The organism is Sphingobium sp., assembly GCF_036170395.1.
In the GTDB taxonomy this organism is placed as follows: Bacteria; Pseudomonadota; Alphaproteobacteria; order Sphingomonadales; family Sphingomonadaceae; genus Sphingobium.
This window is the reverse complement of record NZ_JAVHPD010000042.1, coordinates 34304-52279: the sequence shown is the minus strand read 5'-3', so window position 1 is coordinate 52279 and position 17976 is coordinate 34304. Positions and strand designations below refer to the sequence as shown.

The following is a 17976-nucleotide window of genomic DNA, read 5'->3' as shown; positions in this document are numbered from 1 at the left end:
ACGGCATGGCTTCCCTGACTTTCGATCGCCGCGCCCTGATGAAGAGCGCTGCCGCGCTTACCCTCGCCCACGCCTTCCCCGCTTGGGCGCGCAGCGGATCGGCGGGGCTGCGTCCCACGCCCGATATGTTGTCGGGCGAGGCCATCGCGCTCACAGTAGGGGAAAGCCATTTCGCCACCGGCGGCCGATCGGCCCATGCCATCACCATCAACGGCACATTGCCCGCCCCGCTCATCCGCCTGAAGGAAGGGCAGACCGTCCGCCTGGCCGTCACCAACCGGCTGACGGAGGATACGTCGATCCACTGGCATGGCCTTATCGTGCCGTTCCAGATGGACGGCGTGCCGGGGATCAGCTTTCCCGGCATCCGGCCCGGCGATACCTTCACCTATGAATTCCCGGTCCGCCAGTCGGGCACCTACTGGTATCACAGCCATTCGGGGATGCAGGAGGCGATGGGCCATTATGGCCCCATCGTCATCGACCCCGCCGGCCCCGATCCGGTGCAGGCGGACCGCGAGCATGTGATCGTGCTGTCGGACTGGTCGCCGGTCCACCCGCATGTGCTGCTGAAGCGCCTCAAGCAGATGGGCGGCTATCATAATTTCCAGAAGCAGACCCTCGCCGGGCTGCTCAAGGGCAAGGACCAGAGCCTCAAGGAGCGGATCGACTGGGGCAAGATGCGGATGGACCCCACCGACATTTCCGACGTCACCGGCTCCACCTACAGCTTTCTGGTCAACGGCCATGGCACGCCGGAGAACTGGACCGGCCTGTTCGCGCCCGGCGAGCGGGTGCGGCTGCGGATCGTCAATGCGTCCGCCATGACCAATTTCAACGTGCGGCTGCCCGGTCTGCCCATGACGGTCGTCCAGTGCGACGGCCAGCATGTCCAGCCGGTCGAGACCGACGAGTTCCAGATCGGCATCGCCGAAACCTATGACGTGATCGTCCAGCCGACCGAAGCAACCCCCTATGGCCTGATCGCCGAGGCGATCGACCGCTCCGGCCTGGTCCGCGCGACGCTGGCGCCGCAGATCGGCATGGTCGCGCCGATTCCGCCGCTGCGCACGCGCCCGCTGCTCACCATGAAGGATATGGGCATGGACATGAGCGGCATGGACATGGGCCAGAACGGCGTCATCGATTTGAGCCAGCCGGCCAATGACAGCATGAGCGGGCATAGTATGAAAATGCTCGACCCCTCGGTCGCGCCCGATGTGCCGATGGGACCGGGCGTGGCGACGCTTTCGTCCATGCCCGCCGATCGCACCGCCGACCGGCCCACCGGCCTGGAGGATGTCGATCACCGCGTCCTCACCTATGCCGATCTCAAGGCGTTGGAGCCCAACAGCGACACGCGCCCGCCGACCCGCTCGCTCGACATTCACCTGACCGCGAATATGGAGCGCTATATGTGGTCCTTCGACGGGGTGAAGCTGTCGGACGGGGCCGAACCCATCGCCTTCCGCCATATGGAGCGGGTGCGCGTGACGCTCATCAACGACACGATGATGCCGCACCCCATCCATATTCACGGGCATTTCTTCCAGCTCGTGACCGGAGAGGATGCGGCCACCAATCCGCGCAAACATACGGTCAACGTGCTGCCGGGTGGCAAGATCAGCTTCGACCTGACCGCCGACGCAATCGGCGACTGGGCCTTTCACTGCCATATGCTGATGCACATGCACGCGGGCATGATGCGGGTCGTGACCGTGCGGCACGAAGGGGGCGCGGCATGAAGCGCGCGCTTGGGCTGGTCCTGCTTGCCGTCGCGCTGCCGGCGCAGGCGCAGACGATGGACCATAGCGCGCACGAGATGCCGCGGAGCGAAACACCTCCGGCCACCGATTCTCACGCCGGTCACGCGATGGGTCGCCCGGAGAGTGCCGTTCCGAAGGGCACGCCGCCCCCCGTTCCTGCCGACCATGCCGCCGACGCTGTCTATGATCCCGCCGTCATGGCCCGCGCCCGTGCCGCGATGACGCGCGAACATGGCGGCATGGCCTATTCGCAACTGATGATCGACCGGCTGGAGTATCGCGCGCTTCAAGGCCGCGACGGCTATCATTGGGAGGGCGAAGGCTGGATCGGCGGCGACATCAACCGGCTCGCGATCAAGTCGGAGGGCGAAGGCGACATCGACGGCGGGCTCGAAAGCGCCGAGGTGCAGGCGCTCTACAGCCGCGCTATCGATCCCTGGTGGAACATCGTCGGCGGCGTGCGGCAGGATTTCCGTCCGCAGCCACAGCGAACCTACGCCACCATCGGCTTCGAGGGGCTCGCCCCCTATTGGTTCGAGGTTGAGGGGCAGATCTTCCTCTCGCACAAGGGCGACGCGCATCTGCGGCTGGAGGGCAGCTACGACCAGCGCATCACCCAGCGGCTGATCCTGCAACCGGCGGTCGAGGTGAATTTCGCGGCCCAAGACGTGCCCGAAATCGGCGTCGGGTCGGGGCTGTCCGACATCGAGCTGGGCCTGCGCCTGCGCTACGAGATCGCGCGGGAGTTCGCGCCCTATGTCGGTATCAACTGGGAGCGCAAGTTCGGCGACACGGCCCGCTATGCGCGCGCCGACGGGGAGCGGGCGTCGGCGACCAGCCTGGTGATGGGCATCCGCTTCTGGTTCTGATCCGCGCGGCAGAAGATGCTGCGGCTTTCCCCCATTTCGTCATATTAGCAGCGGCTGGGACAGAGGTTTGCACGATAGCGCCGCTGGCGCGGCCCTAGCTTCGGCGCAGACGGAAGGGGGTCGATGCTGCGCGTTTCAGGTTTATGTCGACTTCTGCTTGCCTGCGCGGCGCTGTTCGCCATGCCGGCAGAGGCGCAGGACGCGGATGGCGGCGCAACGCTGAGCGGCGGCTTCGACCTCATCGAAATGCGCGCCGACAAAAGCGGCGACATCTTCCTGTGGGATGCGACCTTCTCCTATGGCGACGCGACCGACCAGCTGATGGTCGTCACGACCGGCGGCGGGCCGCTCTCGGCGCAGATCGACCAGTCCGAAATCCGCGTCTTCTACGGCCGCACGGACGGCAATGTGACATGGCTCGCCGGCGTCCGCCACGACATCACACCCGCCCCGCGGGACACCCATGCCATCATCGGCGCGCAGGGATCGGTCGGCACGCGGCTGAGCTGGGAAGCCTATGCCTTCCTGTCCGATCGCGGCCGGCTGAGCGGCGAGGGGCAGGTCATCTACGCCATGCCGATCACCGACACGCTCTACATCGAACCGCGCGTCGCCGCCGGCTGGGCGGCGCGCGACTGGATCGACCAGGGCGTCCGCTCAGGGATCGGCGAGGCGGAGGGGTCGGTCCGGCTGCGCTATCGGATCAAGCCCAAGATCAACGTGTATATCGGCATCGCGCATGAGCGGCTGCTGGCGCGACGCGCCGGCTGGCGAAGGATCAGGGCGACACGGTACAGGCAACGAGCGCGGTGATCGGCTTCGGCTTCAGCCTCTGACGCCGGCGGTTCAACGTCGCGCTAGGCCGAAAATGCTCCATTCACCCCATCATTCCTGCTTGCATATTGTAAGTAATACATACAATATCGCACAAGGATTGGGAGAGGATGAACCATGACCTGGGTTCGCAATCGCTGGTATGTCGCCGCCTGGGATGCCGAGGTCGATCGCACGCCGATTGCCCGCACCCTCTGCGGCGAGCCCGTCATGCTCTACCGCAAGCTCGACCGCAGCGTCGTTGCGATGCGGGACGCCTGCCCCCACCGGCTGCTGCCGCTCTCGATGGGGTTCAAGGAAGGCGACTCCGTGCGCTGCCGCTATCATGGCCTGCTGGTCGGGCCTGATGGGCACGCGACCCAAATGCCGATCAAGACCGAGCCCGTGCCCAAAGGGCTGTGCGCCACCCTTTATCCCGTGGTCGAAAAGCATCGTTTCGTCTGGATCTGGATCGGCGAGGCGGAGAAGGCCGATCCGGCCTTGGTGCCCGATTTCTGGCCGTGCAGCGCGCCGGGATGGACGTTCGACGGCGGCTACAACCGCGTCGAATGCGATTATCGGCTGATGATCGACAATCTCATGGACCTGAGTCATGAGACCTGGGTGCATCAGGGATCGATCGGCCAGCATGAGATTACCGAGGCGCCGATCGAAACGGTGGTCGAGGGCGAGCAGGTGCTGGTGCGGCGGTGGATGCCGGGCATCGAGCCGCCGCCCTTCTGGCGCGACGCGCTGCGCTCCACCGGTCTCGTCGATCGCTGGCAGGTCTGCCATTTCCTGCCGCCGTCGTCGGTCCTGATCGATGTCGGCGTTTCCCCGGTCGAAGCCGGCGACACGATCGAGCGGCATGATTCGGGCGTGCGCGGCTTCGTGGTCGATGCCATGACGCCGGAGACCGAAAGCTCGACCCATTATTTCTGGGGCATGGCGCGCAATTTCGACATCGAGGATTCAGGCTTCACGGCGCGATTCAAGGCGCAGCAAGGCCGGGTGTTCGACGAGGATGTGGACGTGCTCGAAGCCCAGCAGCGCAGCATCGACGCCAATCCCGACATGAAGCTGCGCGGCTATTCGATCGACGAAGGCAGCACGCGCGCGCCAGATCATCGCGCGGCTGAGCCGGGCCGAGGCGGCGTGAGCGGGCCGATCGGGCGCGGCGACCTGGACCATAATCTCGGGCTGCGGCTGCGCCGCGCCCATAGCGCGGTGCAGCGCCATTTCGCTGAGCATTTCGCCGATCTGGGGCTGACCCAGAAGCAGGTATCGGCGCTCTGGCTGACCGGCGACCATCCCGACCTTGCCCAGCGCGATCTCGCCCAGGCGATGGACATGGACCGCGCCACCGCGATGGCGCTTGTCCATGGCCTGGAAAAGCGCGGACTACTCTCGCGCAGCCCCTCCGCTATCGACGGTCGGCGGATCGCCTTTCGCCTAACGCAAGCCGGCGCGGCGCTGCTGGCGGAGGCGAAGCAGGCCATCGCCGTGCATGAGGCATGGCTCAAGGGCCGCTTCACCGCCGCCGAACTTTCGACGCTTGAGGAAATGCTGGCGCGCATCTATCGTTAGACTGTTCTACACCATAACGATTTCCGGAGCAGGACATGGCCGCAAACGACCCGCGCGACCTGATCGATCATCAACCGATGTCGCGATTCCAGTGGGGCGTCGTCGCGGTGATGGTGGGCCTTAACGCGCTCGACGGGTTCGACGTGCTGTCGATCAGCTTCGCCTCGCCGGGGATCGCGCAGGCATGGGGCATAGATCGGGCGGCGCTCGGTCTCGTCCTGTCGATGGAACTGCTCGGGATGGCGGCGGGATCGCTGCTGCTCGGCGGGGTCGCCGACCGGGCGGGACGGCGGGCGACGATCCTGCTGTGCCTCGGCATCATGACCGCCGGGATGCTCGGCGCGGCAAGCGCGTCGTCGGTGGTGATCCTGTCCAGCTGGCGGCTGCTGACCGGGATCGGCATCGGCGGGATGCTCGCCGCCACCAACGCAGCTGTCGCCGAAGCATCCAACGCGAAGCGCCGGTCGCTTGCCGTGGTGCTGATGGCAGGCGGCTATCCGGTCGGCACGATCGTGGGCGGATCGATCTCGGCGCTGCTGCTGGCGCATCATGACTGGCGCGCCGTGTTCCTGTTCGGCGCAGTCTGTTCGCTGCTCTTCATCCCGCTGGTGCTGTGGCGCGTGCCCGAATCGGTCGCCTTCCTGATGCACAAGCGGCCGCCCGACGCGCTGCCCCGGATCAATGCGATATTGGCGCGCATGGGCCGCCCGCCGGTCGATGCGCTGCCCCCCGCCGAACCCGTACAGCGCAAGCTGCCGATGGCGGCGCTGTTCGGCCCCGACCTGCTGCGACCCACGCTGGCGCTGACGATCGCCTATCTCGCCCACATTATGACCTTCTATTTCATCCTGAAATGGATACCCAAGATCGTGGTCGACATGGGCTTTCCCGCGCCGCAGGCGGCCGGGGTGCTGGTGTGGGCCAGCGTCGGCGGCGCGACCGGATCGGTGCTGCTGGGGCTGATGACAGGCCGCATCCGGCTGCTGCCGCTCACCGCCTTCGCCATGCTGCTGTCGACCCTGCTGGTCATCCTGTTCGGGCGGGGGCAGGCGGACCTCGCCGCCCTCTCCACCATCGCGGCGCTGGCGGGTTTCGCCACCAATGCCGGCGTAGTCGGTCTCTATGCGCTGATCGCCCAGGCGTTCCCGACCCATGTGCGAGCCACGGCCACGGGGTTCGTGATCGGCGTCGGCCGCGGCGGATCGGCGCTCGCCCCTGCCCTTGCCGGTTTCCTGTTCACGGCTGGCTATGGCTTGCAGACAGTCGCGATCCTGATGGGGCTGGGGTCGCTGATCGCCGCGCTCACCCTGTTTGCGCTCCGCCAAAAGGTCGCGGCGTGAGTCAGGAGCCGACCAGCGATTTCCGCTTCATATAGGCGCGCAGCGCCGGATCGGCGACGCATTGATAGGAGGCGGCGTCCTGCGTCGGCCCCTTGCCGTCATACCGCGCCGCCTGCGGATAGGGGCAGAGCCTGCGCGTGAACGCCTCGCGCCCCTCCTCGATCTTCGCAGCGACAAGCGACGCGGGCGCCTTGCCCTGCTCCACCCAGCCGATCAGCGCCCAGAGCATGTCGCGCGCCGCATCGCCCGGCGCGGTGCGCTGGCCCGATCCGCCGACCTGATCCGCGCCCGGTCCGCCGCCGCAATGATAGACGCCCGGCGCCATGAACAGCCGCACCGATTTGCCGAGCGCCTCCACCCCGCCATGGGCGCGAGCGAGCGCGGCATAATAGTCGATCGTCGGCCCGGCATTGGTCGATGGGTCCGCCCAGCCCTGCCACAGTATCGCCTTGCCGCCTCGCTGCACGAACGGCGCGATGGAGAGCCTGTCGGCGCGCAGTTCGGGCATGATGCGATTGGCCTGCGCCAGATCGCGCGCTTGTCGGAAGCTGTCCTCGTTCCAGTCCGGGTCGTTATAGACCCCGTCCGCCCACATCGCGCGCAGCAGCGGCGAAGGGGGACCGGGGCGCGTTCGCACGCCCGGGAAGAGGCCGTCGTCCATCACCCGCCCCGTCTCGTCCTTCATCGGCGCGACGATGCTTTCGAGCATCGCCAGCTTGGGCGCGGTGAGGCAGCCATCCGCCTGTCCGGGCTTGCAGAGCAGCGCCTCGGGCTCGAACCGGCAGGCGAGCGGGCTGGAGATGATGCCATCCTTCACCGCGTCGTCGCCATCGCAGGCGGCGGTCGCTGCCTTCTCGTAAAGCGACCAGTCGGCATCGGTCAGCGCCGCGTCTGGTTTCGCCTTCTGCTGGAGCGCGAACCAGAGCATCCGCACCGATTGCAGCGGCATATAGGGGCCAGGCGCGCCCGCGATCACCCCATCATAGTCGGCGGGGTAATTCTGCATTTCCTTCAAAGCCTGCCGCCCGCCGCCCGAACAGCCGACGAAATAGCTGCGATCGACGTCGCGGCCATAGAAGCGCGCGGCGAGCGCCTTGGCCGCCGTCGCGGTCAGATGGACGGCGCGATGCTCATAATCGATCCGCGCCTTGCTATCCGCCATCCAGCGCGCCTGGGTCGCCTTGTGCCCGCTGTCGGTGGTGACGGTGGCGAAGCCTTCGGCGATGCGACGGCTCATATCCACATAATTATAGATGCCGGCGTCGCCGCCCACGCCGGCCCCCAGCAACCGCCCGTTCCACTCGGCGGGCAGCCACAGCTCGAAACCGATATTGCCCTCGATCGTCCCTTCGACCCGGCAGAAGGGGCGCGTCACCGGCTCGGGGCGGTAGCCCTTCTGCTCGGTCGGCGCGATCCATCCCTTCTCTTCTATCGGTGTCGCGCGCATGACCACGCTGCCCGGATGCGCGCCCGAAAGCGCCGCGCATCCGGCAAGCCCGGCCGCGATCGCCACCGCCATCAGAATTTGACCAGCGCGGTCAGCGCGAACATGCGCGGGATCGGGTTGGCCGACTGCGGATCATAGCCGTTGGTGGTGTCGACGAAGGGCGGATCTTCGTTGAACAGGTTGCGCACGTCGAAGGACAAGGTGACATTCTGCGTGACATCATAGCCCAGCAGCAGATCGAACGTATCGTAATTGCTGACCTGCTGCACCGGCGTCACCGTATTGTTCACATAGCCGGCAAGATGGTTCCAGGTGAGGCGCGAGCGCAGCCCGCCGATCTTCGCGCCGATATCCGCCTGAGTGCGGAATTTCTGGGTGAAGCCGAACGTGTCGAGCACATTGCGCAACCCGGCGCCCGGCACCGCTTCGAACCGATAATCGAGCAGATATGTGCCCTGGATGCTGCTGTCGAGTTCCAACCCGCCCCAATTCCAGCGATAGCTGGCGGCGAAATCCAGCCCGCGCATCAGCGACGTGCCCAGATTCTGCCGCCGCCCGTCCTGAATATAGGTGACGAGCGCCGGGTTGATCTGCGCGTTGATCGGCAGGCCCGATGCGATCAGCGCATCCACCTCCGCGCGGGTCGGATTGAACTGCACGAAGGGCGCGTAGATCGGGTTGGTCAGCAGCCCCGGCGTGCCCCGCAACGCCTGAATCTGGTCGCGATAATCGATGCGGAAATAGTTGAGCGAGGCGGTGAACCCCGGAATGTCGGGCGGGGTCACCTCTGCGCCGAAGGACCAGGTCGTCGCCTTTTCGGGCGACAGCCCAGGATTGCCGCCGGCAATGCCGATGCCCTGAAGATTGCCGTTGGGACCGGGCAGCGTGTCGAAATATAGCCCCGCGCCGCCGCCCACGGTAGATACCTCGGTGAAGGTCGGTGCGCGGAACGACGTTCCATAGGTGCCCTTGAGCACCAGCCCTTCCCATGGCGAATAGGTGACGCCGATCTTGGGATTGGTAGTGCTGCCGAAGTCGCTGTAATTCTCATGCCGCGCCGCGATGCTGAGCGACAACCGCTCCAGCCCCGGCCCGCCATTGCCGCTGCCCACCAGCGGCACGAACAGTTCGGCGAAGATCGCGTCTACATTGCGGCTGCCGTCATCGGTCACATGGTTGGCGGTGGTCGACTGGCCGATGAACAGGTCGGTATAGGTATATTCGACGCGATGCTCCGCGCCGATGGCGATGCGGACATTGCCGCCCGGCAGAGTGAAGAGCGTGCCGTCCATTTGGCCGTTCAGCACTTCCAACCGGGTGCGGCCGGTGATGACGAAATAATTGTCGGTGATCCGCGCCAGCGTGGCGGGATTGTTCGGCCCGCCGAACACGTTGAGCGCGGTCGCCGGGTTGGTGTCGGCCAGCGCCGCGTTGAGCGCCGCGCCATTGACGCCCGAGCGGCGGCGGTCGGCGACTTCGCTCGACTTGCCATAGGCATAATAGACGGTGCCCTTGAAGTCGCCGAACAGGTCGGCCTCCACCCCGCCGCTGAGGTTCCAGGTGCTGGCGCGATAGGGATTGGGCAGCGTGCCGAGATCGCCCAGGAAATTGGTCTGCACCGTCACCGACTGCGCGCCCGGCACCGGCGAAACGAAGAAGGGATTGGTGCGCGGCACGGTGGCGTTGACCGTCGAGTTAAACAGCAAGGTGCCGCTGCGCCGCGACCAGAAGCCGTCCGCGAACAGGCGGATGCCGTCGGTAATATCCTGGCTGGCGGCGGCGATGACGCTCCAGCGCTCCTGTTCCGGGATCACCTGTTCGATGTCGCGAAATTCGCAGCGGTTGCTGGTGCCAGGCACCAACGTGCCCACATTGGCGGCGGTGACCCCGCCGGCCGGTATCGCATAGGTCCGCCCGCCGGCGGTCAGCGTGCCCGGCGCGCAGTTCATGCTGCGCAGGTCGCGCCCGCCCCGGTCGCGATTATCCTGCCGGTAGAAATCGAGGTCGGACCCCATGAGGTTGTTGTTCCGGGCATATTCGCCCGCGGCCATGATCCAGCCGGTCGACCATTTGCGGCCGGCGAGCAGCGAAATCTGCTGCTCATTATAGCCTTCCTCGGTGAAGCCGGCGCGAGCGCGCGCCTCCAGCCCGTTGAAATCGTTGCGCAGGATGAAGTTGACGACGCCCGCGACCGCGTCCGACCCATAGACAGCCGACGCGCCGTCGGCGACCACCTCGATCCGGCTGAGCGCGATCGAGGGGATGGCGGACGGATCGGTGAACTGGCCCTGCGTCCCTTGGGGCGGCAGGCGCTTGCCATTGTAGAGCAGCAGCGTGGCGTTGGTGGAGAGGCCGCGCAGGTTGATGCCCGCGCCGCGCGTGGCGTTGGCCGCGCCATTCTGCGCCGTGCCCCCCGCTCGGTTCGCGCCCAGCGAGACGACCTGCGGCACACGGCGCAGCAGATCGTTGGTGGAGACGACCGGCTCCTCCAATATCCTCGCCGAATCGATCGCGATCACGTTCGATCCCACCGGGTCGATGCCGCGAATGCGGCTGCCGGTGACGATGATGTCCTCCGCCGTGGGCGCTTCCGCCGCCTCCTGTGCCGCAGCCGGCGCGGCGATCCCCATCGCGAGGCTGCCAAGGGCGGAACAGGCGAGCCATTTGCTCGCCGGACGGGTGACGAACCTCTTCATATTTCCCTCTCCTTTGGCCCATCCCGCCTTGTCAGGCGGTTCGAGGGCGTGCGTGTTGAAATCTCAGCTTGTTTCCGCGCGCGCGGCGCGGGCTAGTCGGTCGGCGAAGCGCGGCGCGAGCGACAGCAGCACGATGGCGCCGATCAATATGGCCGCGCCGATCAGTTCGGCCGGGCGCGGCGCCTTCAAGCCCCAGACCCAGGACAGGATCAGCGCGCCGCCTACCCCGGCGATCAGGCTCGCCGCGCGCTCCAGCGGCACGCAATAGGCGTTCTCGCGCGGATCGAGCAGGATGATGATGGCGAACACCGACACGATCGTCAGGGTGAGGCCGATGCCCAGCAGCGGCCAGATCACCGGATCGGTCCAGACCTGCACGAAGCCCCAGCCCAATTCGCCCGACTGCCCGCCGATCCCCGATGCCGAGATGGCGGCCAGGATCGCCACCGACATTGGTAGCGCGAACACTTTCTCCTCGACGAAATAGCGCCGCACCGAGGCGGGATCGCCCGACTTCGACACTTTGGTCATGACCGCGAGGCGAATGAAATAGCCCAGCGTGTATAGAATGACGGTCAGGATCGCGAGCGGCGGCAGATGCAGTCCGCCCCGGTCGCTCAAGGTGATGATGAGGGCCAGCATCACCAGCCCCAGCGCGACCCAGCTCCACCAGCGCACCCGCCGCCCGAAAGCCAGATCCACAAGAGGCGCGATCAGCAATATGTCGCCGCGCATCAGCAATTGGATGAAGGGGATGCTGACCCCCTGGAAGGTGAAGGACAAGGGCACGGTGAACAGCACGAGCGCGGTGCCGATCCCCGACAGCAGCGTCCAGCGCGTCGGCACCGGCACGCGTCGCCCCAGGATCATCACGCCATGCGCATCGCGATGCCAGCCCGATCCCCAGATGAAGAGATAGGTCAGCAGCGTGCTGATGATGAGCGAGGCGGGCAGCGTCTCCAGCCCCGTCAGCGGCCGCCCTAGCCCCGGATGCGGCGTGCTCGTCACCAGCTTAGTGATGATGACGTTGGGCAGATAGGCGAGCAGATAGAGGGCGACATAGCCCTCCAGCGGGAAAGCCGATGCGGCGGGCTTGCTCATGCCGCCGCCTCCAGCTCGACCATCGTCTCGCCGGTGCGATAGCGCGCGTTGAGGCCCGCTTCCTGCGTGACGGCGCCCATATAGTCGACCACTTCGGCGTGGCGGGCGCTGCCCGGCTCGACGAAGCGGGGAACGGCGTCGCGGTCGATGTAGAGCGGCAGGAAACCGCTGCGGACGATCCGCCCCTGCGCTATTTCCAGCCGCGCGACCATCGACCGGCGCGACGCCTTGGGGAAATTATAGAGGCTCTCGAAATCCGGCTCCCATTCCTCGGCGAGGACGCGAATCTCGTTAAAGCTGCGCGAGGCGGCATGGACCGGGTCCATCCGCAGGTCGGTCGCGAAATTGCAGAGCGAATAATAGACCGGATTGCCGTCGATCAGCTCGCAGCCTTTGAGGATATGCGCATGCCCGCCGAGGATCGCGTCCGCGCCAGCGGCGATGGCGGCGCGGGCGACGTCGCGCTGATAGTCGGCAATGGCCGCGCGCACGAAATGGATGCCCCAGTGGAGCGACACCAGCACCACGTCCGCCTGTTGCTTGGCGGCGCGTATGTCGGCCTCCAGCGCGACGAGATCCTCGCGATGCGGATAGGTGTGGATGCGCGCGGGCGTGCCCGGCTGGTCATGCTCGATCTGCTCGTAGAGCGTATGCGCGCGCATCGGCGCGCAGCCCGGCCGTCGCTCGTCGGCCCAGTAACTGTGCGGCAGGATGCTGGAATAAGCCAGCATCGCGACCCGCGTGCCGTCGCCCAGGGTGGTGACGACGGGCCGGCGCGCTTCGGCGATATCGGCCCCCGCGCCCACCACCTTCATGCCGGCGCGTTCCAGATTGGCCTTGGTCTCGAAAAAAGCGTCATTGCCCCAGTCGAGCACATGGTTGCCGGCCATCGAGATGATGTCGAACCCCGCTCGCGCCAGCGCATCCGCGCCATCGGGCCGCGCGAGCACGGCATGGCGCGCCTGCGGCAGGCGCACGCCCTTCGTCGCAAAGCTGGTTTCGAGCTGGCCGAAGCTGATGTCGGCGGCGCGCAGCACGTCGCGGGTCGCGACATAGCTTTCGTCATAATCGTCGCGATCGGGCGCAAGATCGCCGGCGGCGAGGACGACATGGGTCATCCCACCGCATCCTCGAACCGCACCGGCACCCACAGCGCGCCGATTTCGGGAAAGCGCGTCTGGCGCGGCTCGCCCGCCAGCGCGAAGGGCGGCGCGGACAGCAGCGCGTCCAGCGCCACCTGAAGCTCCAGCCGCGCCAGCGCCGCGCCGACGCACATATGCGGCCCGCGCCCGAAGGCGAGCGATTCCTTCATGTTCGGCCGGTCGAGACGGAAACTGTCCGCATCCTCGAACACGGTCTCGTCGCGATTGGCCGACGCATAGACCAAAGCGATCGGATCATCCTTCGGGATGATCTGCCCGCGCACGGTCACATCCTCCACCGCCGTCCGCGCAAAGCCGCGATAGGGGGTATAGAGGCGCAGAAACTCCTCGATGGCGGCGGGCACCAGCGAACGGTCGGCGCGCAGTTGATCCTGCAAGGCGCGATCACGCCCCAGATGGACGGCGATCGACCCGATTATCACGCTCGGCGCGATGATGCCGACCACCAACACCTGGCGGATGGTGCCGACGATCATCTCCTCGGGCAGCGGCGCGCCATCGACCCGCGTCGCCAGCAGCGCGCTGGTCGCGTCCTCGTCCACCGGCATCGGATTGGCCTTGCGATCCGCGACGATGTCGCGCGCCATGTCGTAGAGCAGCAGGCTCGATTCCTTGGTCGCGTCGATATCGTTGGACTGGACCGCGATATTATAGCGCTGGCCTACGCGCGTCAGTTCGGCGACGGCGTCGGCGGGCAGGTTCATCCAGTGGGCGAACACCGCGATCGGCATATGCGCGGAATAGTCCGCGACGATGTCGCCGCCGCCCGCGGCGATCATCGGCACGAGCAGATCGCGGCAGATGGTGCGGATCACCGGCTCCAGCCGCGCGACTTTCCGCTCGGTCAGCAAAGGCGCGAGCGCGCGGCGATAGGGCGTATGTTCGGGAGGATCGAGATGCAGCGGCGGCCGTCGCCCGGTAAAGGCGACTTTGGGAATGACATTCTGCCGCGACGTGACGAAGGTCTGCCAATCGGCTGCCGCCATGGCCACATCCTCATGCCGGGTCAGCGCCCAGAAGCCACCCCAGCTATCGCTGTGCGCGACCGGGCAACCCGCCCGCAGCGCCGCATACTCGCCATAGGGACTGTCGAACGTCTCCGGCCGGGTCGGGTCATAGTCATGTGCCATAACTATTTTCTAGTGACGTTTGAAAGCGCTTGCAACAGCTTTTCTGATAGAGCGGGTAACAGTCCTATCAATCCGACCTACATAGTTGGAATGAGGGGAATTTAGCTAATTCTGGCTGCATTGCCGTTGCGGTAGCGGTTGAGCCGGTGGTAGCGCGAATTTGGGATTTTGGGTGCCCTCCGATGAAAACGCTTGTGTCCCACTCCGGCGGATGTAGTTTTACGGCATAACCAATTGGGAGATGATGGATGCGGACAAGCCTGATCGCGCTGGCGATGATCGCGGGAGCCTTGCCTCTGACGGCGGCGGCCCAGCAGCAAACCCGACCCGCCATCGAAGAGGAACGGCGCGCGGCCGACGCCAAGCGTCCAGATACGCCCGGCACCGGCGCCTATCCCGCGCTCAAGGAAATGGACCCTGGCCTCCCCGACCATGTCGTCTATCGCCCCGCCAATCTGGCTGCGCTGGGCGGCAAGAAATTGGGCGTCCTGCTCTGGGGCAATGGCGGGTGCGCCGCCGATGGGGCGAGCGCGCGCTTCCATCTCGCCGAGATCGCGTCGCACGGCTATGTCGTGATCGCGCCAGGCCGCATCCGCAGCGGGCCGGGCGCGGAGCCTTCTGCGACCCCGCCCGCACCTCGCCAGCCTGAAGGCACGCCGCGCCGCCTGCCCCCCGTCGCCACTACCGCGCAGGATGTGGCGAAGGGCCTGGACTGGATCCTCGCCGAAAGCGCCCGCGCCGGCAGCCGCTACGAAGGGCTGATTGACTCGGCCCAGGTCGCCGTCGCCGGGCATAGCTGCGGCGGGCTCCAGGCGATCCAGGTCGCGCCCGATCCGCGCATAAAGACCGTCATCATCAACAATAGCGGCGTGTTCACCGACGGCACCAACCCGATCCAGGGGCTGGTCGTCGACAAATCCATGCTGCGCGGCATCCACACGCCAGTCCTCTATGTGCTGGGCGGAAAGGGCGACATCGCCTGGCCCAACGGCACCGACGATTTCGTCCGCATCGACCATGTGCCCGCCGTGCTGGTGGACGGCGATGTCGGCCATGGCGGCACCTTTGGCGAAGAGAATGGCGGCGAGGTGGCGCGCTTCACCGTCGCCTGGCTGAACTGGCGACTGCGCGGCGACGAAGCAGCCGGCCGCCTGTTCAAGGGCGCGGATTGCGGCCTGTGCACCGACGCCAAATGGCGCATCCAGCGCAAGGGGCTGTGACGGCGGAAGCCGGCCTGTCGCGCCGGATCGCGGCGCACATCGCCGGCCTGACCCTGGACGCCATGCCGCACGCGGCGCAGCACGCGACGCGGCGCGCCCTGCTCGACGCGATCGGCGTGATGCTGGGGGCAAGCGGTCTCAGCGACGACGCCCTCCCCTATCGCGCCCACGCCGCCGCTACGCCCGGCCCCGCGCGGCTGATCGGCCTCGACCAGCGGAGCACGCCGGCCCTCGCTGCGCTCGCCAATGGCGCGCTTGCCCATGCGCTCGATTATGGCGACACGTTCGACTCCGGCCCCGCGCATCCCCATGCGGCGCTGGTTCCCGCTTTGCTGGCGCTGGCGGATGCGCGGCCGGAGGTCGATTTCGGGACGTTGCTGAGCGCCCTCGCGGCCGGCGGCGACCTCGCCTGCCGCCTGTCGCTCGCCCCTGCCCGCGCCTATGAGGAAGGCGGCTGGTATCCGCCCCCGCTCGTCAACCTGATCGCCGGCGCTGCGGCCTGTGCGCGCCTGCTGAGGCTGGACGCGGACGGGGTGCGGCACGCCATGGGACTGGCGCTGGTGCAGGGGGCCTTTCCCGGCATCATCAAATATGACGCGACATCGCCGATGCGGGGGATGCGCGAAGCCTTCGTCGCGCGCGCCAGCGTAGAGGCTGCGCTGCTGGCAGAGGCCGGCGCGCGCGGCTTCGATGCGCCGCTGGAGGGCAAGGCCGGCTTTTTCGAGGTCTATGGCGGCGGCGCGCGGGGCGCAGCCTTGACCGAGGGACTGGGCGAACGCTTCCTTGGCGCGGAAGTCAGCTTCAAGCCCTGGCCCGCCTGTCGCGGCACCCATCCCTATATTGAAGCGGCGCTGGCGCTGCGCGACCGCATCGACCTCGCCGCGATCGACCGAATCGAAGCGGAGACCGGGCCGATCCAGGAAATGCTGATCCGCCCGCTCGATGTAAAGGCCGCGCCATCTCGGCCGGTGGAAGCCAAATTCTCCATTCCTTGGACAGTGGGGGTCGCGTTGGTTCATGGCGGGGTTACGCTCGACAGCTTCCTTCCCCAGGCGCTGGACGACCCGCAGGTGCGCGCTGTCGCCGCCCGCCTGATCGAGCGGCGTAACCCCGGCTGGGGGCGCGCGGAGGCGGCAAGCGGATCGCTGACGGTCCATCTGCGCGACGGGAGGGTGCTGGTGCACAAGGTCGCACAGGCTGCGGGCCATCCCGACCGGCCAATGACCGACTCGGACCTGATCGCCAAATTCGTCCAGTGCGCCGCCCATGCCGCAACGCCCCTCGCCGCGGCGGAGGCGGAGGCACTTGCCGCGCGAATTTTGGATTTCCCGGTCGATCGACCGGGACGCAGACTGCTTGAACATAAGACTTGCGCGCGCGCCGATTAAGTTATATCCCATAACAATAAAGGAGAGAGGCATGGCAACCATCGCACCCCCGGCACCCGGCACCTTCGATCGGCTGAACCCCGTCACCGGCGACATCGCCACCACCGCGCGCGCCTTTTCCGTCGCCGACGCCGATGCCGCCGTCGAAGCGGCCGCCGCCGCCTTCCCCGCCTGGTCGGCGCTTGGCCCCAACGCCCGCCGCGCCGCGCTCAACCAGGCGGCCGATGCGCTCGCGGCCAGGGCCGACCAGTTCGTCGACGCGATGATGGGGGAGATCGGCGCGACCGAGGGCTGGGCGCGGTTCAACCTGATGCTCGCGGTCGGCATGGTGCGCGAAGCCGCCGCTCTCACCACGCAGATCGGCGGCGAGGTGATCCCGTCCGACAAGCCCGGCTGCATCGCGATGGCGATCCGCGAGCCGGTCGGCGTGCTGCTCGGCATCGCGCCGTGGAACGCGCCGATCATCCTGGGCGTCCGCGCCGTCGCGGTCCCGCTCGCCTGCGGCAATACAGTGGTGCTCAAGGCCAGCGAGCAATGCCCGCGCACCCACAGCCTGATCGCCGAGGCCTTTGACGAGGCACTGCCCAAGGGCGCGGTGTCGATCGTCACCAACGCGCCGGCCGACGCGGCAGAGATCGTCGGCGCGCTGATCGACCATCCTGAGGTCAAGCGCATCAATTTCACCGGATCGACCGCCGTCGGCCGCATCATCGCGCAGCGCGCGGCGGGCCATTTGAAACCTGTGCTACTTGAACTGGGGGGCAAGGCGCCGCTGATCGTGCTGGAGGACGCCGACCTTGACGAAGCGGTCAAGGCCGCCGCGTTCGGCGCGTTCATGAACCAGGGCCAGATCTGCATGTCGACCGAGCGGATCATCGTGGTCGATGCCGTCGCCGACGCCTTCGTCGCGAAATTCGGCGCGAAGGTCGGGTCGATGGCGGTCGGCGACCCGCGCGAAGGCAAGACGCCATTGGGCGCGGTGGTCGACCGCAAGACGGTCGACCATGTCCAGTCGCTGATCGCCGACGCGCTCGCCGCCGGCGCGACCCAGGTGACGGGCGGCGCGGCGGACGGCGTGCTGATGCCCGCCCATGTCATCGACCGGGTGACGCCCGACATGAAGCTGTTCCGCGACGAAAGTTTCGGCCCGGTGGTCGGCGTGATCCGCGCGCGGGACGAGGCCCATGCGATCGCGCTGGCCAACGACACCGACTATGGCCTGTCCGCATCGGTCTTCACCCGCGACACCGCGCGCGGCCTGAAGGTCGCGCGCCAGATCAAGTCGGGCATCTGCCATGTCAACGGCCCGACCGTGCATGACGAAGCGCAAATGCCCTTCGGCGGGGTCAAGGCGTCGGGCTATGGCCGCTTCGGCGGCAAGGCCGGGATCGACAGCTTCACCGAACTCCGGTGGATTACGATCGAGACCGAGCCTGGTCATTATCCGATCTGAGCC

General features: G+C 67.0%; 13 protein-coding genes. 8 read left to right on the top strand and 5 right to left on the bottom strand.

The features are described 5' to 3' along the window. Positions 1–5: 5 nt before the first annotated feature. The 5 genes from V2B31_RS11355 (at position 6) to V2B31_RS11335 (ending at position 6375) form a co-directional block, all read left to right on the top strand. On the top strand, positions 6–1745 hold the full coding sequence (locus tag V2B31_RS11355) for a copper resistance system multicopper oxidase (protein ID WP_328278556.1): 1740 nt from the start codon (positions 6–8) through the stop codon (positions 1743–1745). Positions 1746–1801: 56 nt separating this feature from the next. Continuing rightward, on the top strand, positions 1802–2635 hold the full coding sequence (locus tag V2B31_RS11350) for a copper resistance protein B (RefSeq protein ID WP_443022014.1): 834 nt from the start codon (positions 1802–1804) through the stop codon (positions 2633–2635). Positions 2636–2758: 123 nt separating this feature from the next. Next, positions 2759–3448 (top strand): copper resistance protein B, encoded by a 690-nt coding sequence (locus V2B31_RS11345; RefSeq protein ID WP_328278552.1) that lies wholly within the window; start codon positions 2759–2761, stop codon positions 3446–3448. Positions 3449–3586: 138 nt separating this feature from the next. Further along, positions 3587–5035 carry a Rieske 2Fe-2S domain-containing protein gene (locus tag V2B31_RS11340; protein ID WP_328278551.1) on the top strand — a complete coding sequence of 483 codons (1449 nt, stop codon included), beginning with the start codon at positions 3587–3589 and terminating at the stop codon, positions 5033–5035. A 35-nt stretch (positions 5036–5070) separates the two neighbouring features. Further along, complete coding sequence (locus V2B31_RS11335) at positions 5071–6375, top strand: MFS transporter (RefSeq protein ID WP_328278549.1); 1305 nt, start codon at positions 5071–5073, stop codon at positions 6373–6375. Position 6376: 1 nt separating this feature from the next. Here the strand turns inward: V2B31_RS11335 and V2B31_RS11330 are convergent, their stop codons facing one another. The 5 genes from V2B31_RS11330 to V2B31_RS11310 all read right to left on the bottom strand — a co-directional run bounded on the left by V2B31_RS11330 (position 6377) and on the right by V2B31_RS11310 (position 13912). Beyond that, positions 6377–7894 carry a tannase/feruloyl esterase family alpha/beta hydrolase gene (locus V2B31_RS11330; protein ID WP_328278547.1) on the bottom strand — a complete coding sequence of 506 codons (1518 nt, stop codon included), beginning with the start codon at positions 7892–7894 and terminating at the stop codon, positions 6377–6379. Beyond that, a complete protein-coding gene (locus V2B31_RS11325) occupies positions 7894–10518 on the bottom strand; it encodes a TonB-dependent receptor plug domain-containing protein (RefSeq protein WP_328278545.1) in 2625 nt (874 codons plus the stop codon). The genes V2B31_RS11330 and V2B31_RS11325 overlap by 1 nt, the downstream gene beginning before the upstream one ends. A gap of 63 nt (positions 10519–10581) precedes the next feature. Further along, on the bottom strand, positions 10582–11619 hold the full coding sequence (locus V2B31_RS11320; protein ID WP_328278544.1) for a hypothetical protein: 1038 nt from the start codon (positions 11617–11619) through the stop codon (positions 10582–10584). Beyond that, a complete protein-coding gene (locus V2B31_RS11315; protein WP_328278542.1) occupies positions 11616–12737 on the bottom strand; it encodes a CapA family protein in 1122 nt (373 codons plus the stop codon). The genes V2B31_RS11320 and V2B31_RS11315 overlap by 4 nt, the downstream gene beginning before the upstream one ends. Continuing rightward, entirely contained in the window at positions 12734–13912 is a 1179-nt protein-coding gene (locus tag V2B31_RS11310; protein WP_328278540.1) for a cytochrome P450, read from the bottom strand. Before V2B31_RS11310 ends, V2B31_RS11315 begins: the two co-directional genes overlap by 4 nt. A 248-nt stretch (positions 13913–14160) precedes the next feature. Here V2B31_RS11310 and V2B31_RS11305 point away from each other — a divergent pair, with 248 nt between their 5' ends. The 3 genes from V2B31_RS11305 to V2B31_RS11295 are packed head-to-tail and all read left to right on the top strand — an operon-like array spanning position 14161 to position 17973. Next, positions 14161–15132 carry a hypothetical protein gene (locus V2B31_RS11305; protein ID WP_328278538.1) on the top strand — a complete coding sequence of 324 codons (972 nt, stop codon included), beginning with the start codon at positions 14161–14163 and terminating at the stop codon, positions 15130–15132. Then, positions 15105–16520 (top strand): MmgE/PrpD family protein, encoded by a 1416-nt coding sequence (locus tag V2B31_RS11300; RefSeq protein WP_328278536.1) that lies wholly within the window; start codon positions 15105–15107, stop codon positions 16518–16520. The genes V2B31_RS11305 and V2B31_RS11300 overlap by 28 nt, the downstream gene beginning before the upstream one ends. Before the next feature lie 31 nt (positions 16521–16551). Beyond that, complete coding sequence (locus V2B31_RS11295) at positions 16552–17973, top strand: aldehyde dehydrogenase (RefSeq protein WP_328278534.1); 1422 nt, start codon at positions 16552–16554, stop codon at positions 17971–17973. Positions 17974–17976 lie beyond the last annotated feature (3 nt).

Excerpts from the sequence above, each read along its gene's own strand:
- V2B31_RS11330 (WP_328278547.1), bottom strand. The coding sequence starts at position 7,894 with ATGGCGGTGGCGATCGCGGCCGGGCTTGCCGGATGCGCGGCGCTTTCG.
- V2B31_RS11305 (WP_328278538.1), top strand. The coding sequence starts at position 14,161 with ATGCGGACAAGCCTGATCGCGCTGGCGATGATCGCGGGAGCCTTGCCT.
- V2B31_RS11340 (WP_328278551.1), top strand. The coding sequence starts at position 3,587 with ATGACCTGGGTTCGCAATCGCTGGTATGTCGCCGCCTGGGATGCCGAG.
- V2B31_RS11310 (WP_328278540.1), bottom strand. The coding sequence starts at position 13,912 with ATGGCACATGACTATGACCCGACCCGGCCGGAGACGTTCGACAGTCCC.
- V2B31_RS11320 (WP_328278544.1), bottom strand. The coding sequence starts at position 11,619 with ATGAGCAAGCCCGCCGCATCGGCTTTCCCGCTGGAGGGCTATGTCGCC.
- V2B31_RS11345 (WP_328278552.1), top strand. The coding sequence starts at position 2,759 with ATGCTGCGCGTTTCAGGTTTATGTCGACTTCTGCTTGCCTGCGCGGCG.
- V2B31_RS11295 (WP_328278534.1), top strand. The coding sequence starts at position 16,552 with ATGGCAACCATCGCACCCCCGGCACCCGGCACCTTCGATCGGCTGAAC.
- V2B31_RS11315 (WP_328278542.1), bottom strand. The coding sequence starts at position 12,737 with ATGACCCATGTCGTCCTCGCCGCCGGCGATCTTGCGCCCGATCGCGAC.
- V2B31_RS11335 (WP_328278549.1), top strand. The coding sequence starts at position 5,071 with ATGGCCGCAAACGACCCGCGCGACCTGATCGATCATCAACCGATGTCG.
- V2B31_RS11300 (WP_328278536.1), top strand. The coding sequence starts at position 15,105 with ATGGCGCATCCAGCGCAAGGGGCTGTGACGGCGGAAGCCGGCCTGTCG.
- V2B31_RS11355 (WP_328278556.1), top strand. The coding sequence starts at position 6 with ATGGCTTCCCTGACTTTCGATCGCCGCGCCCTGATGAAGAGCGCTGCC.
- V2B31_RS11350 (WP_443022014.1), top strand. The coding sequence starts at position 1,802 with ATGGACCATAGCGCGCACGAGATGCCGCGGAGCGAAACACCTCCGGCC.
- V2B31_RS11325 (WP_328278545.1), bottom strand. The coding sequence starts at position 10,518 with ATGAAGAGGTTCGTCACCCGTCCGGCGAGCAAATGGCTCGCCTGTTCC.